Origin of the sequence: Novosphingobium resinovorum, assembly GCF_001742225.1 — a bacterium.
GTDB lineage: Bacteria > Pseudomonadota > Alphaproteobacteria > Sphingomonadales > Sphingomonadaceae > Novosphingobium > Novosphingobium resinovorum_A.
On sequence record NZ_CP017076.1, the window covers coordinates 1621327 to 1635560 of the forward strand.

14 protein-coding genes and 1 riboswitch are annotated in these 14234 nt (G+C 65.3%); of the genes, 4 read left to right on the plus strand and 10 right to left on the minus strand.

What is annotated here, in order from left to right:
* Positions 1-3: 3 nt before the first annotated feature.
* Complete coding sequence (locus BES08_RS24430; protein ID WP_036526607.1) at positions 4-954, minus strand: carbon-nitrogen hydrolase family protein; 951 nt, start codon at positions 952-954, stop codon at positions 4-6.
* A gap of 117 nt (positions 955-1071) precedes the next feature.
* Here BES08_RS24430 and BES08_RS24435 point away from each other — a divergent pair, with 117 nt between their 5' ends.
* Both BES08_RS24435 and BES08_RS24440 read left to right on the plus strand, forming a co-directional pair.
* Positions 1072-2199: a cupin domain-containing protein gene (locus BES08_RS24435; protein ID WP_008832877.1), complete on the plus strand. Its 1128-nt coding sequence runs from the start codon at positions 1072-1074 to the stop codon at positions 2197-2199.
* Between the two features lie 39 nt (positions 2200-2238).
* Positions 2239-3162, plus strand: coding sequence for a fumarylacetoacetate hydrolase family protein (locus BES08_RS24440; RefSeq protein ID WP_036526606.1), 924 nt, complete (start codon positions 2239-2241; stop codon positions 3160-3162).
* A 403-nt stretch (positions 3163-3565) separates the two neighbouring features.
* On the opposite strand, the gene BES08_RS24445 is transcribed toward BES08_RS24440, so the two are convergent.
* Positions 3566-3982: a hypothetical protein gene (locus BES08_RS24445; RefSeq protein ID WP_155986284.1), complete on the minus strand. Its 417-nt coding sequence runs from the start codon at positions 3980-3982 to the stop codon at positions 3566-3568.
* A 40-nt stretch (positions 3983-4022) separates the two neighbouring features.
* Between BES08_RS24445 and BES08_RS24450 the strand changes: the two genes are divergently transcribed.
* Entirely contained in the window at positions 4023-4499 is a 477-nt protein-coding gene (locus BES08_RS24450) for a hypothetical protein (RefSeq protein ID WP_155986204.1), read from the plus strand.
* A gap of 44 nt (positions 4500-4543) precedes the next feature.
* Here BES08_RS24450 and BES08_RS24455 read toward each other — a convergent pair whose 3' ends face one another.
* The 8 genes from BES08_RS24455 to BES08_RS24490 all read right to left on the minus strand — a co-directional run bounded on the left by BES08_RS24455 (position 4544) and on the right by BES08_RS24490 (position 13308).
* Positions 4544-5533: a phosphatase PAP2 family protein gene (locus BES08_RS24455; RefSeq protein ID WP_036526602.1), complete on the minus strand. Its 990-nt coding sequence runs from the start codon at positions 5531-5533 to the stop codon at positions 4544-4546.
* A gap of 83 nt (positions 5534-5616) precedes the next feature.
* Positions 5617-6030: an acyl-CoA thioesterase gene (locus tag BES08_RS24460; RefSeq protein WP_036526601.1), complete on the minus strand. Its 414-nt coding sequence runs from the start codon at positions 6028-6030 to the stop codon at positions 5617-5619.
* Between the two features lie 12 nt (positions 6031-6042).
* Positions 6043-6504: a MarR family winged helix-turn-helix transcriptional regulator gene (locus tag BES08_RS24465; RefSeq protein WP_036526695.1), complete on the minus strand. Its 462-nt coding sequence runs from the start codon at positions 6502-6504 to the stop codon at positions 6043-6045.
* Positions 6505-6709: 205 nt separating this feature from the next.
* Positions 6710-9013: a bifunctional salicylyl-CoA 5-hydroxylase/oxidoreductase gene (locus tag BES08_RS24470; protein WP_069709550.1), complete on the minus strand. Its 2304-nt coding sequence runs from the start codon at positions 9011-9013 to the stop codon at positions 6710-6712.
* A gap of 83 nt (positions 9014-9096) precedes the next feature.
* Entirely contained in the window at positions 9097-9339 is a 243-nt protein-coding gene (locus tag BES08_RS24475; RefSeq protein WP_036526598.1) for a hypothetical protein, read from the minus strand.
* The gene (locus tag BES08_RS24480; RefSeq protein WP_081799036.1) at positions 9336-10865 is read right to left on the minus strand and encodes a PepSY-associated TM helix domain-containing protein; all 1530 of its coding nucleotides are present in this window, start codon (positions 10863-10865) and stop codon (positions 9336-9338) included. The genes BES08_RS24475 and BES08_RS24480 overlap by 4 nt, the downstream gene beginning before the upstream one ends.
* Complete coding sequence (locus BES08_RS24485; protein ID WP_069709551.1) at positions 10862-11155, minus strand: hypothetical protein; 294 nt, start codon at positions 11153-11155, stop codon at positions 10862-10864. Before BES08_RS24485 ends, BES08_RS24480 begins: the two co-directional genes overlap by 4 nt.
* Before the next feature lie 2 nt (positions 11156-11157).
* Positions 11158-13308: a TonB-dependent receptor gene (locus BES08_RS24490; protein ID WP_051586890.1), complete on the minus strand. Its 2151-nt coding sequence runs from the start codon at positions 13306-13308 to the stop codon at positions 11158-11160.
* A gap of 188 nt (positions 13309-13496) precedes the next feature.
* Positions 13497-13738: riboswitch (cobalamin riboswitch) on the minus strand.
* 146 nt (positions 13739-13884) lie between these two features.
* On the opposite strand from BES08_RS24490, the gene BES08_RS24495 reads away from it, so the two are divergent.
* Complete coding sequence (locus BES08_RS24495) at positions 13885-14184, plus strand: hypothetical protein (protein WP_036526596.1); 300 nt, start codon at positions 13885-13887, stop codon at positions 14182-14184.
* The last annotated feature ends 50 nt before the right edge of the window (positions 14185-14234 follow it).

Below are 14234 nucleotides of genomic sequence, written 5' to 3' on the forward strand. Positions count from 1 at the left end.
GGCTTATTCCCCCGAACGGGTGACCGCGCGGCGCGGTGCGACGTTGACCTTCAGTTCGAACACGTCCGGGCGGGCGTAGTGGCCGACGACGTCGAAGTCGTACTTGCCGCGCACCACCTGCGCCGGTTCGATATCGGCATAGAGGATCGTTTCGGCCGAATAGTCCGGTCCCGCAAGCACCGTGCCCAGCGGATCCACGATCATCGAGCCGCCGCGCAGCAGCACCGTCTCGGGATCGTCGCCCAGCGCGCAGTCGTAATCGGCCGGATAGGCGCCGCGCGTCACATGCTGGCAGGCGGAAAGCACGAAGCAGCGGCCCTCCAGTGCGATGTGCTGCATGGTCGAGGGCCAGGCATCGCGGTCGTCGGCGGTGGGGGCGCAGTAGATGGAGATGCCCTGGTCGTACATCGCCATGCGCATCATCGGCATGTAGTTTTCCCAGCAGATCACCGCGCCGACCTTGCCGAAGGGCGTGTCGAAGACCGGCAGCGTTGAGCCGTCGCCGAAGCCCCAGATCAGGCGTTCCGCACCGGTCGGCATCAGCTTGCGGTGCTTGCCGACGAGGCCCTTGTCGCCGTCGAAGAACAGCGCGGTGCAGTAGACGGTGCCGCCGTCGCGCTCGATCACGCCGATGACGACGAAGGCGCCGGTCTCGGCGGTGGCTTCGGCGAGCAGGTCCACTTCAGGGCCGTCCAGGTCGATCGCGGCTTCGTGATAGGCGCGGAAGTCCTCGCGCCCCTGGGGCTTGCGCATGCCGACCGGCGTGCCGAACGAGGCGCCCTTGGGATAGCCGCCGAGGAACGCCTCGGGAAACACCATCAAGGCCGCGCCGCCTGCGGCTGCCTTGCGGATCAGACCAGCGGCCTTTTCGGCGGCGGCGAGAGAATCGGTCGGGATCGATGCGGCCTGGATGACGGCGGCCTTGAAGGGGGCTGCCTTAAACGATGCGGACATGCGGCGCTCCTTTGGAAAAGCACAGGGAATCTGCGGTTCACATAAGCGACAATAGTTGCATTTGACACTTTATTCAAATTATTTTAGGTCTGTAATATCTCGCAGATGGAGGCACCCATGGCCGATCAGAGCTACGACCAGTACCGTGAGGAAATGATCGGCCGCGCGAACGTGGCGGATACCCCCGAACTGGTGGCCTATTATGAGCGCCTGAAGCAGCTGGGCACCGGCGCGCTGTGGACCGTGGCGAACAAGATCGAACCGTGGGAACCGATCTCCACCTCGGTGCCGTATCTGTGGCGCTACAAGGACCTGCGCGACGACGTGATGAAGGCGCTCGACCTCGTCACACCGGAGCAGGCGGGGCGCCGCGTCGTCTATCTGGAGAACCCGGGCCGCGCCGACGTGGTCGCCGCCGTGGGCTGGCTCTACTCGGGCCTGCAGGTGATGGGGCCGGGCGAACTCGCCTCCAGCCACCGCCATTCCGCCTCCGCGCTGCGCTTCATCATGGAGGGCGAAGGGGCCTTCACCAATGTCGACGGGCACAAGATGACGCTGGGCGCGAACGACTTCGTGCTCACCCCCAACGGCACCTGGCACGAACATGGCGTCGCCGAGGGCGGCACCCCCTGTATCTGGCAGGACGGTCTCGACATTCCGCTGATGAACGCGCTGGAAGCCAACTTCTACGAGGTTCACCCCGATCTGCAGCAGGCGGTCTCCTACCCGGTCGACGATTCCACCGCGACCTGGGCGGGCACCGGCCTGCGCCCGGCAGGCATGGCCTGGTCCAAGCCCTATTCGCCGCTGTTCAAATACGAATGGGCGCCCACCTACGAGGCGCTGACGAAATACGCACGAGTCACCGACGGGTCGCCCTTCGACGGTGTGATGATGGAATACGTCAATCCGCATACCGGCGGTCCGGTGATGCAGACGATCGGCGCCTCCATGCAGCTGCTGCGCCCCGGCGAGCGGACGAAAGCCCACCGCCAGACCGGCAGCTTCGTCTACCAGTGCGCCAAGGGGAAGGGCTGGTCGATTATCAACGGCCAGCGCTTCGACTGGCAGGAACGCGACATCTTCGTGGTTCCCGCCTGGATGTACCACGAGCACGCGAACGCCTCGGACAGCGAGGATGCGTGCCTGTTCACCTTCAACGACCTGCCCGTGATGCGCGCGCTTGGCCTCTACCGTGAGGAAGCGCTGGCGGAAAACGGCGGCCACCAGCCGATCCTGACCTGATTTTCAACTCAACACGATAACCTTCGGGGGAATAGCCCAATGCGTCTCGTTACTTACCGTGCCAATGTCGAAGCCGAAGCCCGGCTCGGCGCTCTCGTCTCCGGCTTCGGCGGCGATCTCGTGCTCGACCTCGAACTGTTCGGCGAGGAAATGGGCGTTCCCTTCCCCGCGACGATGCTGGAGTTCATCGACCTCGGCCCGCAGGCCGTGGCGATCGCCTCCAAGCTGATCGAGCAGGCCGAGGGCCTGTTCCCGCTCGGCACCGCGATACCCTTCGCCAACGTCATCCTGCTCGCGCCGATCCCGCGTCCGCGCAAGAACATCTTCGGTATCGGCCTCAACTACACCGAGCACGTCTCCGAGAGCGCCAAGTCGCTCGACACCTCGCCCGAACTGCCGCGCCAGCCGGTGATCTTCTCCAAGCCGCCGACCTCGGTGATCGCTCCGGGCGAGCCGATCCGCCACAACGGCGAGATCACCCAGCAGCTCGACTGGGAAGTCGAACTCGCCGCCATCATCGGCACCCGCGCCAAGGGCGTCGCCCGTGAGGACGCGCTGAACTACGTGTTCGGCTATACCGTCTGCATCGACATGAGCGCGCGCGACTGCCGCCGTGCCGGCCAGTGGATCTACTCCAAGGGCCAAGACACTTTCGCACCGATGGGCCCGGTCGTGGTCACCGCCGACGAGCTGGGCGATCCGCAGACCCTCGACCTCTCGCTCACCGTCAACGGCGTGACCAAGCAGTCGAGCAACACCGCCTTCATGCTGTTCAAGGTCGACGAACTGGTCGCCGACATCTCGAAGGGCATCACCCTTGAGCCGGGCGACATCATCGCCACCGGCACCCCGGCGGGCGTCGGCGCGGGCATGGACCCGCAGGAGTGGGTCTGGCCGGGCGACGTGATCACAGCGACCGTCGAGAAGATCGGCTCGCTGACCCACTCGGTCATCAAGGCCTGATTTCAAGAACTTCCCGAAAGGGGAGAACATCCTCCCTGACTTTCAAGCGGGGGCCTTTTCGAAGGCCCCCGTTTTTTCATGGTCGGTCGCCGTTGCGAGCGGTGATCCGGAGCATAAGCGCCCTTAGCTATATCCTCGTCATCCCCGCGAAAGCGGGGACCCAGCTGATGTCGGTGCAACAGGAACCGTCAGGAGATGGGTTCCCGCCTTCGCGGGAATGACGATAAGGGTGGGTTGCGGCCATCTACCGCAATTCACCAAATTCGTCATTGCGAGCGCAGCGAAGCAATCCAGGGCGGCTCAAGACTGCCCTGGATTGCTTCGCTGCGCTCGCAATGACGAACCGGGGGGATAGCCGCTAAGGGTGGTAAGCTGTCTGTCTGCTCACAATCAAAGGCAAGCCTTAAGCGGAACGCATAATCCAAAAACCGACCGCCACCGCTGCCGTAAGGATGCCGACAATTACAGCCACCGTTCGGGCTGTGAGATACATATTCGACACCATGGTCCACAATGTCGGCGCCGGTTGAGGATCAGCAGGATCGTACAAAACCGCGTGAGTGCGAACGGGAATCACAGAGAAGATCAGCCCTGCGGTCAACACTACAAGGATGCCGAGTTTCCACCACATATCATCGTTCCATATCGTCTGCTGATCGGCATGCTGCTGTAGAAGTTGAAAGGCTGCAATGGGGCGTGTCCGGTCAGGCTGCATTTCTTCCCGAGCGGCGAGCACCGGACGGACGGCTATAGAGCGCAGCGCTCGCCGCCCGGAATGGCGAAAAAGGGTGGTTTCTTGTCGGTCCGCTTTGATACGCAACCATGTGGTAAGCGGACAGTAAACCTGACACTATCTTGGCATGAAACATGATCGCCTCTGTGCAATTGGGCATAACCTCGCTGATTCAATGGCCAGTGGCTTAGGCTTGGTGATCGGCTATCACCCGATGGACGTTTTCAGTGAAGCCGCATCGTCATCCAACGGCGTGATCGAGGTGGATTTCCTTCGCGGCTGTATCGTCCGAGGCGAGGCTTCGGACAATCTGAAAGCGGCGGCTGCTCGATTTGCGGAAGTGTTGCCAAAATTCTGCCAGCAGAATGGGGCGCAAGTCGCAGACTTTGAAAGCCTGTCAGCGGTGTTTGATGCAAATGCTCTTGAACCTCGGGTATTCCTCACTGTCTCAGACCAGAACGGCCATCGTTCCACCACCGACTATATGGGGCTCCCCTTGAAGAGGGTGAGAGTATTGGATGAACTCGGCCGCATTCGGCGCAAACCAAGGCGCGAAGCCGCCGCCACGACTGCTTTCGGAGCGGACTCATCTGATACTGAGTGACCTACAAGGGGCGCTTGCTCACTGTCCGAATTTGTCCACGCAGCCTAGGCTGTCAGCCGCGGGTGGCAGGCCATCAGCGACAGGGCGATCCCTGCAACACCCGCGCCGAACACCATGTCCACAAGGTAATGCGTACCCTCGACCGGCGTGGACAGCAGCATCCCGGCGTTGAGCCCGACGATCCACCAGCGCAGCGCTGGAATGCGCCAGCCCGCCGCGATGTAGAGCACCGCCGCCGCCGTGTGGAAGCTCGGCGCCGAGACGATGCCGCGCAAATGGCCAAGGTCGACAATATGGACCTGATAGGCCCGCAGCGCCGGGATCAGGCCCTCCTGCCACTGCTCGCTTTCGGGCATGTAGGGGATCGCAGCATGCCACAGGTAGGAAAACGGGCCGATGGCGGGCATCAGGCTGAACAGCAGCAGGGTGATGATGGTGGCCAGCCAGAACCCGGCGATGAAGCGATAGGCCTCGTCATGCCGCTCGCCCCGCGCCGCGCACCACAGCAGCACTACGGGGGTGACGTAAATGCTGCGATAGACCACCGTGCCCACCGCCTGCAGCACCGGATGCGCGGCGACGAGGCGGTAGAGGCTCACCCAGTCGAACCCCATGGCCACGTCGATCGCCTGCAACCGCGAGTCGGCATAGCCGCTGGTCAGGGCCGCCACCGGGTAGCTGGCGGTCGCGCCCATCAGCGAGATCATCGTGAAGATCGCGGCGTACTCGCTGAAATGCGCGAGCGGCAGCGCATGGCGCCAACTGGTTCGGGGCAGGACGAAGCGCGCGAGCAGGGCGAGCAGCCCGGCGGCGTAGAATGGCCGATTGCCCGCCTGCCACGGATCGATGACGAGTTGCGCCCGGTGCATCAGCACGGTCAGGACGGCAAGGCTCAGCAGCATCGCGCCCCAGACCTGCGGCCGGATCGCCGGGCCGGAGCGGCGCAGTTCCACGAGCGCCGGAGTGATCGCGGCAACAGGCGTCGCGGTGCCAGTGGGAACGGTCGTGGCCCACTGGGGCGGCGTCGATTGCATTGGTCGTGGATCCTGGGCGATAAGTGCGAACGAGAAGCCTATCGCCGCTTAAGCCTCCATGAACCAGTGGAATTGTGCGTGGGTCAGGCCGGAACCAGCCCCGCCTCGATCCTTTCGCGCACGTGGGCGGGCCATTCGACCGGGCGGTGGTCGTTCAGGTCCATGCATACCAGCACCACTTGCGCGCGCAGGCGGTCGCGGCCTTCACCGGCGAACACGACTTCGATCCCGCAGCTGGTACGACCAAGCCGCTTGGCGGTGATGGTCATGTCCAGCCGGTCGCCGAGGCGGCTGGGCGAGACGAATTCGACGTCCAGCTTCACCGTCGGCACGCCGATGTGGTGTTCCAGATGCATGGATGCGAAGTCCATGCCGAGGTCCTGCGCGAACCAGTCTTCCACCGCGCCGTTCAGCATCTCGAAGTAGCGGGGGTAGAAGACGATCCCCGCTGGGTCGACATGCGCGAAGCGCACTTGCGTGGAGGTGGTGAAAGGCATCGGCGAGAGGTCCTAGAGAATGGAAGTCTTGAGCTGGGTCAGCAGGGTCAGAAGCTGGCGCTGGCTGTCCTCGGGAAAGTCGGCGAGGGCTTCGCGCACCCAGCCGTGGTGGGCCTCTGCCAGTACGGCGAACTGGACGCGGCCGTTCGGCGTGAGCGAGACGATGGCGGAGCGGGCGTCTTCCGGGTCGGTGTACGAAGAGACGAGGCCCTGTTCCTGTAACTGGCGCACGATCGCGGTGACGTTGCCGTTCGACACCAGCAGCGCGCGCGACAGTTCGCCCATGCGCAGGCCGTCCGGCGCGCGGTCGAGCGTCGCGAGGATGTCGAAACGGGGCAGGGTGGTGGAGAACTGGTCCTCGAAATTGCGGCGCAGGCGCTTCTCGATGATCTTCGCGCAGTCGAGCAGGCGCACCCAGACGCGCAAGTCGAGCGTGCCGGACGGCGCGATGCTGCCGGGAATCGTCTTTTCCATCGTCGCCAAGGCTCCTCGTTCTCCAGGAGGTTCCATAGCGGGGGATGCGATTATGTCGATTCCTGCAGGCATAAAGTTTCTTTCGGGCAAGCAACCCTGCGTTGAAGCAGACCCTTCGACAGGCTCAGGGTGAGCGGGGTTGGAATGAACCTCCCAATTCCGCTCAGGCTGAGCTTGTCGAAGCCCCGGCCGCGGGGCGCGAGGGTCAGGCTCGTGCGCCCTCCGCCTGTTTCGCGGCGCGCATCGCCATCTGCTGGCCCAGTTTGTAGGGCGCGGGGATCGGCTGTTCCTCATACCCGGCCGAGGCCGCCGCGCGCAGCGTCCACACCGGGTCGAACAGGTGCGTGCGGCCCAGCGCGACGAGATCGGCGCGGCCCGCCGTCAGGATCGAGTTGACCTGATCGGCATCGGCGATGTTGCCCACCGCGATCGTCGGCACACCTGCCTCGTTGCGGATCTGATCGGCGAACGGGGTCTGGAACATGCGGCCATAGACCGGGCGGCCTTCGGGCGCGGTCTCACCGGCGGAAACGTCGACGATGTCCACGCCCGCCGCGCGCAGCAGCTTCGCGATCTCGACCGCCTCGGCAGGGGTCACGCCCGCTTCGCCGACCCAGTCGTTGGCCGAGATGCGTACCGCCAGCGGCTTGTCCTGCGGCCATGCGGCGCGCACGGCCTCGATCACGCGCAGCGGGAAACGCATGCGGTTTTCAAGGGAGCCGCCGAAGACGTCGTCACGTGCGTTCATTACCGGGGTGATGAAGGCCGAGAGCAGGTTGCCGTGGCCCGCCTGCACTTCGAGCATGTCGAAGCCGGCCTTGTCGGCCAGCATGGCGGTCGCGACGAATTGCTGGACGATCCGGTCCATGCCCTTCGCGTCCAATGCCTGCGGGACCGTGCCGCCCTTGCGCCACGCCTGCGCGCTGGCGGAGACGATCGGCCACGGCGCGTCCATCGGCACGTCGTAGCCCACACCTTCACCGGGCACCTGACACGCGGCTCGGGCACCGGCATGGCCGATCTGCGCGCAGGTCTTCGCCGCCGAGTGCTGGTGCGCGAACTGGTTGAAGGCGGTCCAGCGCTCGGCCTGACCGTCATGCCACAGGCCGGGGCAGGCGGGGGTGGTGCGGCCCTCGGGCGCCACGGCCAGCATTTCCGTGACCACCAGACCGGCACCGCCCAGCGCGCGCGAACCGTAGTGGACCGAGTGGAAGTCGTTGGCGTAGCCGTCCGCATCGGCGGAATAAGTCAACATCGCCGGGATCACCACCCGGTTGGGCACCGTCATCCCGCGCAGGGTATAAGGCGTGAACATCGGCTGCACCGGCACGTTGCGCCCTTCGTTGCCCGCCCAGAACCAGCGTTCCAGCCCTTCGAGCCAGGCGGCGTCGCGCAGGCGCAGGTTCTCGTGGCTGACGCGCTGCGAGCGGGTCATCAGCGAATAGGCGAACTGCGGCAGGTCGAAGCCGAGGTAGCGGTCCAGCGTCTCGAACCACTCGGTCGAATTGCGCGCCGAGTTCTGGATCTTGAGCACCTCGACATGGCGCTCCTCCTGATATTCGGCGAGTGCGGCGGCCAGTTCCTCGCGCCCCGTGATGCCGGGGCGGTCCAGCACTTGCGCCAACTTGATCGCGTCTTCCAGCGCCAGCTTGGTGCCCGAACCGATCGAGAAGTGCGCGGTGTGCGCGGCATCCCCAAGCAGCACGACGTTGTCGAACGACCACTGCTTGCAGATCACGCGGCGGAAGTTGATCCATGCTGCCGAACCGCGCAAGTGCGTGGCGTTGGAGATCAGCGGGTGGCCGTCCAGATGGCGCGCGAAGATTGTCTCGCAGAGCGCGATCGAATCGGCCTGCTCCATGGCGTCGAGGCCAAGGCCGGTCCACGTTTCGGGCGAGCATTCGACGATGAAGGTCGAATGCGTCTCGTCGAAGCGGTAGGCGTGCGCCCAGATCCAGCCTGCGTGAGTCTTCTCGAAGATGAAGGCGAAGGCATCGAACAGCTTGGTGGTGCCCAGCCAGGAGAACTTGTTGGTCTTTGTCTGGATATCGACGCCGAACTTCTCTTCGTTGGCGGTGCGCACCATCGAATTGATGCCGTCCGCCGCCACGATCAGGTCGAAGTCCGCGAACTGCGACAGGTCCGCGTCGAACTGCGTCTCGAAGTGCATCACGACGCCCAGCTCGCCCGCGCGGGCCTGCAGTATCTGCAGCAGGTGCTTGCGGCCGATGCCGATGAAGCCGTGGCCGGAGGAACTGACGGTGTTCTCGCCCACGGTGACGTCCACGTCGTCCCAGTGCGCGAAGCTGTCGACGATGGTGGCGGCGCTGACCGGGTCGTTCGCCTGCAGGTTCACCAATGTCTGGTCGGAGAACACCACGCCCCAGCCGAAGGTGTCGCCCTCGCGGTTGCGTTCGAAGACGTGGACCTCATGCGCAGGGTCGCGCAGCTTCATCGAGATCGCGAAGTAGATACCGGCAGGTCCGCCGCCGAGGCACGCAATACGCATGGATGTCTCTCCTGAATTGCTTCATGCCTAAACTAATATGGTTGCACGTGCAAGTTGTTTGAGCAGGGGGGATCCGGCGAGCGCTACCTGCCGTTTCGCCTGCCGAATATCTCGGGCAGCGCGGCCAGCGGCAGCACGCAGAACAGCCATAGCATCGCGCCGATGAGGGCGGTCTCGGCGCCCGCCATCGATGCGGCGCAAGCCAGCGCGAGCAATATGGCGCCGCCTGTCCGCCATGCGTGGGCGCGGTCCTGCGACTTCGCCCGCCGGATCGCGTGAAATCCCGCCGCAACCAGCAGCAGCGAAAGGAACGTTGCCGCGATCATGGGTTCACCTGCGCGTTCATACGGCGCGTCACCCTCGCGGCCGCGATCCACAGGACGATGCCGATTGCGGTAGCGGTGAGGTCCGCTCCGGCCCGTATCCAGTCGCCCCTCGGCAGCGTCGTCGTGAGCGGGAGGTTCGCCAGCGCGCTCGTTACCGGGAGCGACAGGCACAGCAGGGCGGCGAGCTGCAGTTGTTCGCCCCATGCCCGGCCCCAGGGGCGTAGACCGGCATGGATCAGGGATGCCAGCCAGGCCAGGAAGTAGACCGAGGCCGCCATGGCGCGCCTGTCATCCATGCCCGGGGCCAGCAGCCGTTCGCCGTGGAGATAGGCCGCGCAGGCGATCACGTTACCGGCTACGGCGGCGACGGTGATCCGGCTCGCCATGGCCTGAAACGGCGACATCGTCTTGCGGGCGCGCTTTTCGGTGAACAGGATCAGTCCTGCCGCGACCATCGCGGCGCTGGCAAGGCCGGTGAGGAAATAGAGCCACCGCGCGGCCGCGCCGCCCCACTCGATGAAGTGCAGCCCGGCAAGGAACGCCTGCGTCTCCCTTGCGGGTGAGCGCTTCACCAGCACGCGCAGCAGCTTGCCGTCGGAGCCTGCGAAGTCCACGCGGTCGGGGAAGTTGGCGATGCGGTCGTCGCGCTGGCGCCAGATCTCGACCACGGCATCGGCGCGGTCGGGCTGGCTGACATAGATGTTCACGGCAGGTCCGCCGCCCCATGCCCGTTCGGCGCGGGGCAACAGCGCGGCCAGATCGACGGTGCGGCGGGGCGCGCCCGGCGGCCGGTCGCCGTCGATGCCGCGGTCGATGTAGAGCGATTGCGCGGCGGCGGTCTGGTAGGCTTTCACATCGCCGCCGTTCAGCATGGCGACCCCGGCGGGAATGTAGGCGTAATAGATCAGGACGAGGCCGGTATAGGCCATCATGACGTGGAACGGCAGCGGCAGCACGGAGAGCACGTTGTGCGCGTCCATCCACGCCCGCTGGCGCGAGGCCCCGGCGCGGAAGGTAAAGAAATCCCGGAATATCCGCTTGTGGATGATCACGCCGCTGATCGAGGCGGCGAGCATGGCGAGGCCCGCCGCACCGACGATCAGGAAGCCCAGCTGGCTGGACTTGCGATCGATCCCCAGCGTGTAGTGATAGCGCATGAAGAAGAACCCCGCGTCCATGTCGCGCGGGATGCGGGCGCCGGTCTGCGGGTCGAGCCGGTGCGTGGTGGCCTTGCCCGCGCGGTCGGTCCAGACGAGGCGGAGCACCGGCTCGCGCGGGGTGGGGATGACGATGCGCCACTGCCGTGCATCGGGCGCGACGCGGGTGAGGTACGCGCGGCCCATTCGCACCGCATGGGTGCGGTCGATGGTGACGGGAGAGCGCAGTTCGGGCGTCGTCCAGAGATTGATCTCGGTGTAGAACACCGCCAGCGATCCCGTCAGCAGGACGCCGAACAGCACCCAGCCCAGCAGCAGCCCGCACCAGGTATGAAGCCAGCCCATCGACTGGCGCAGGGTGTCCTTCACCGCCCCAGCCCCAGCAGCAGGCCCATGGGCAGCGCCGTGCCCAGGAGCAGTTCGCACCAGATGCGCGTGACGCTGCGGACCGCGAAGGCCCGCAGGATCACCGCGACGAACACCATGAAGGCAAGGCAGGTGGCGAGGATGTTGGCGTCAACGCCGTCCATCGGCAGCACGCGTACGGCTGCGCCGATCCACGCGTAGCACAGCGCGTAGGCGCCGACGGTGGCCGCCAACACGCGCGCGGCGATGGCGCGCCAGTTCGGCTCTCGCCCTGGTTTCGGCCTCCCCGCCACGGTCAGAACCGCTGCTCGAAGGTGACCGCGACGCTGCGCGGCTCACCCAGGACCCACTGCGAGGTGGAGTAGCTGTTCTGGACGTAGATCCTGTCGAAGACGTTGCGCAAGTTGAGCGTCACGCTCGTCTTCTCGGCAAGGTCGTAGCGGGCCGAAGCATCGACCAGCGTATAGGCCGGGATGCGCCGGGTATTGGCGGCGTCGGAGTATCGCTTGCCGACATACCGCAGGCCCGCGTCCAGATGCAGCGGCTGCACCGGCCGCCATGACAGCCACAGGTTGGCCGCCTTTTCCGCGACGCCGATGGGCATGTTGCCGTCCCGGCTGACCAGCGCGGTGCCGACCAGTTCGTCGAAGTCGTCGTACCGCGCGTTCAGGATCGTGCCGTTGGCGAGCACGCTGAAGTCCTTCGTCACCGCCAGTCCGAACGAGGCCTCGACGCCGTAGGAAGATTGCTGTCCGACCTGCACCGACACGGTGGGATCGTTGGCGGATCGGGTCAGGATCTTCTTCTTGACGATGCGATAGCCTGACAGCGTGAACTCGCCGCGTCCGTCCAGGAAGGTCGCCTTGACCCCGGCCTCCCACTGGCGCCCGGTGGAAACGTCGAAGGTGGTCTGCGCCAGCGTCGCCGTGAGGAACGCCGTCACCGGGTCCGCCGCCGCCGAATACTGCGCATAGAGCGAGATCGTGTCGCTGGGGTTGTAGACCAGCCCCGTGCGCCAGCTGGTGCTCGGATAGCGGGCGGTGTAGTCCGCCGCCGGATCGAGGGCATCGTGCCGCTCGGTCTTCGGGCGATCGTAGCGCAGCCCCGTCACCAGCGAGAGCCGGTCGGACAGCGAGAGCCGGCTTTCGCCGAACAGCGCCCATTGCTGCACATCGGTCTTGTACTTGTAGCGGGTGCCGAATGTGCCGTCGAGGAACGTGCCCGGCGTATAGTCGTAAGGATCGACGAGGTCGAAGCGGCTGTTGGGCGAACTGTCGGTGCGCAGCAGCGAGCCGGTGTTGTACTCGCCGCCCAGGCTCAGGCGGTGGTCCATGCCAAGCAGCGTATGATCGAACACCGCGTTGAAGCGGTCGCCCCACTGTTTCGTCTTGTAGACAATCTCCAGATAGCTCGAGCGGCGGATCTGGTCGCCGGACCAGGCATAGCCCTCGGCATTGCGCCAGTGCTTGAAGCCGGTGAGGTAGTAGGCGACGTTGGTGATCGTCACCCCCTCGGCCGGTGTCCATTCGGCCTTGGCCTGGGTCCAGGCATCGTCGAAACGCAGCGAGCGGTCGGCGATGTTGTAGTTCTTCTTGCGGATTTCGCGCACCAGTTTGCCGTCTCGCAGCGGAGTGCCGTACCAGATCGTCGGGTCGAGGTCGGCGCGGTCGTGCGTCAGCGTCAGCACGAGGTCGTCGCGCGCCTGCCAGCGCAGCGCCGCCGAAAGCGCAAGACTGCGCGATTGCCCGCGCTCCATCCACCCGTCCGAACGGTTGTAGCTGAGATCGACGCGGTACGAGAGCCTGTCTCCGATCGGCCCGCCGATCCCGCCCGCCGCCGCATAAGTATCGAATGAACCGCCGCTGAGACGGACCTCGCCTTCGAACTGCTCGGTATTGGGCTTCTTGCGCACGACGTTGATCGCGCCGCCGATGCCGCCCTCTCCATAGAGGACCGAGGCCGCACCGCGCAGGACCTCGATCCGCTCGGCCATCCACGGGTCGGCGGGGAAGGTCTGCGTGGTCGTCGTGTAGACGCGCATCCCGTCGTAGAGCTGCATCACCGAGGTGTAGCCGGTGAACCCGCGCGAACTCAGCGAGTAACCGAAGGCCGAGCTGTTGTTGATGAGCCCCGGCGCGCGCGCGGCTGCGGCAACCACGGTGCGGTCGCCCAGGCTGCGGATCATCTCCCTGGTGATGACGTCGACGCTGGCCGGCGTCTGCATCGGCGTGAGGCCGAGGCGGCTGGAGGCGTCGGCCTGCTGGCCGAGTTGCAGGACACCCGCCTTGCGCGCGGTGACGACGATATTGCCCGCATCCGTGTTATTGGCATTCTCCGGCGCCGTCTCGGCGGCTTCCTGCGCCTGCGCCGAAGTCGCGGACATGCCAAGCATGCAGAATGACGCGCCCGAAGCGATCAGGCCGGAAAGAAGCGATCTCGTATTCATGTTGTAACCCCCGTTGCGTTTCCCAGTCGAACGGACAGGTTCCCGCGAGAGGGGTGTCCCCCCGCACGGGTGCAGCGGCGGAATCCGGGCGCGAACGAGCGACCGGCGAAACCCACCGTTGCGGCCTGGCCGCAAGTTCGTCGCTCAGACGGAGTACACCGTGCCGCGGCCATCCCCTGGACCAAGGCAAGAGCGACCGGACGCTGGCAGGTCTCCTGGCTTACGGGTCGTCACGCGATGCACGGCCTTCCCAGGCCTCGCAGGAGTTAGCGTCCGGCCCAGTGGCTGCGGCAGGGCACATTGGCCTGCCGCGATATGCATCGCGCTCACCGCTTACAGTTGCAGGGACAGCCTCGGCTTCGAGGGGTAGCCCCTCTCACCGCGTTCCCTTTTAAGCCCCTTTCGGAAGGCACCAACGCGATCGTGTCCCCCTTTTCGGAGGGACGGGCGGGGGATTATTCGCTGCGCGCACGATTTGCAAGCCGTTCGCGTGGGGCCTTCCGAAAGCCCGTCCTGCGAGTTTTCGGTTGCAACCTTGCTTTTCATTTTGGGCAACCCGTGCAATTTGCGGTGCCGATGACTGATCCACGACTCACCCTGATGGAAGCCATAGCCACGCGAAAGTTCGTGACGGCGCGTTACAACGGCAACACGATCACGCTTGCCCCGCACATGCTGTTCGAAAGGCACGGCGATCTTGTCGTCAGTGCCATGAACCCCGCGAAGGCACGCCGCAGCGACGAGGAGCCGGGTCTCGGCCAGTTCAAGCTGGCGGGCCTCTCGTCGATGGAACTGCTGAACGAGCACTTCGAGCCTCTGCCCTCCTACGACGGTACGCCCCCGCGCAGCGACGATTCCCTGATCCTTTCGGTCTGATCGCCCGATATCGCCAAGGTGATCGGCGGGTAGCTTCTAAAGTGTGCCCC

Coding starts and splice junctions, on each gene's coding strand:
- BES08_RS24450 (WP_155986204.1), top strand. CDS start 4,023: ATGAAACATGATCGCCTCTGTGCAATTGGGCATAACCTCGCTGATTCA.
- BES08_RS24455 (WP_036526602.1), bottom strand. CDS start 5,533: ATGCAATCGACGCCGCCCCAGTGGGCCACGACCGTTCCCACTGGCACC.
- BES08_RS24460 (WP_036526601.1), bottom strand. CDS start 6,030: ATGCCTTTCACCACCTCCACGCAAGTGCGCTTCGCGCATGTCGACCCA.
- BES08_RS24490 (WP_051586890.1), bottom strand. CDS start 13,308: ATGAATACGAGATCGCTTCTTTCCGGCCTGATCGCTTCGGGCGCGTCA.
- BES08_RS24440 (WP_036526606.1), top strand. CDS start 2,239: ATGCGTCTCGTTACTTACCGTGCCAATGTCGAAGCCGAAGCCCGGCTC.
- BES08_RS24430 (WP_036526607.1), bottom strand. CDS start 954: ATGTCCGCATCGTTTAAGGCAGCCCCCTTCAAGGCCGCCGTCATCCAG.
- BES08_RS24495 (WP_036526596.1), top strand. CDS start 13,885: ATGACTGATCCACGACTCACCCTGATGGAAGCCATAGCCACGCGAAAG.
- BES08_RS24475 (WP_036526598.1), bottom strand. CDS start 9,339: ATGATCGCGGCAACGTTCCTTTCGCTGCTGCTGGTTGCGGCGGGATTT.
- BES08_RS24470 (WP_069709550.1), bottom strand. CDS start 9,013: ATGCGTATTGCGTGCCTCGGCGGCGGACCTGCCGGTATCTACTTCGCG.
- BES08_RS24435 (WP_008832877.1), top strand. CDS start 1,072: ATGGCCGATCAGAGCTACGACCAGTACCGTGAGGAAATGATCGGCCGC.
- BES08_RS24465 (WP_036526695.1), bottom strand. CDS start 6,504: ATGGAAAAGACGATTCCCGGCAGCATCGCGCCGTCCGGCACGCTCGAC.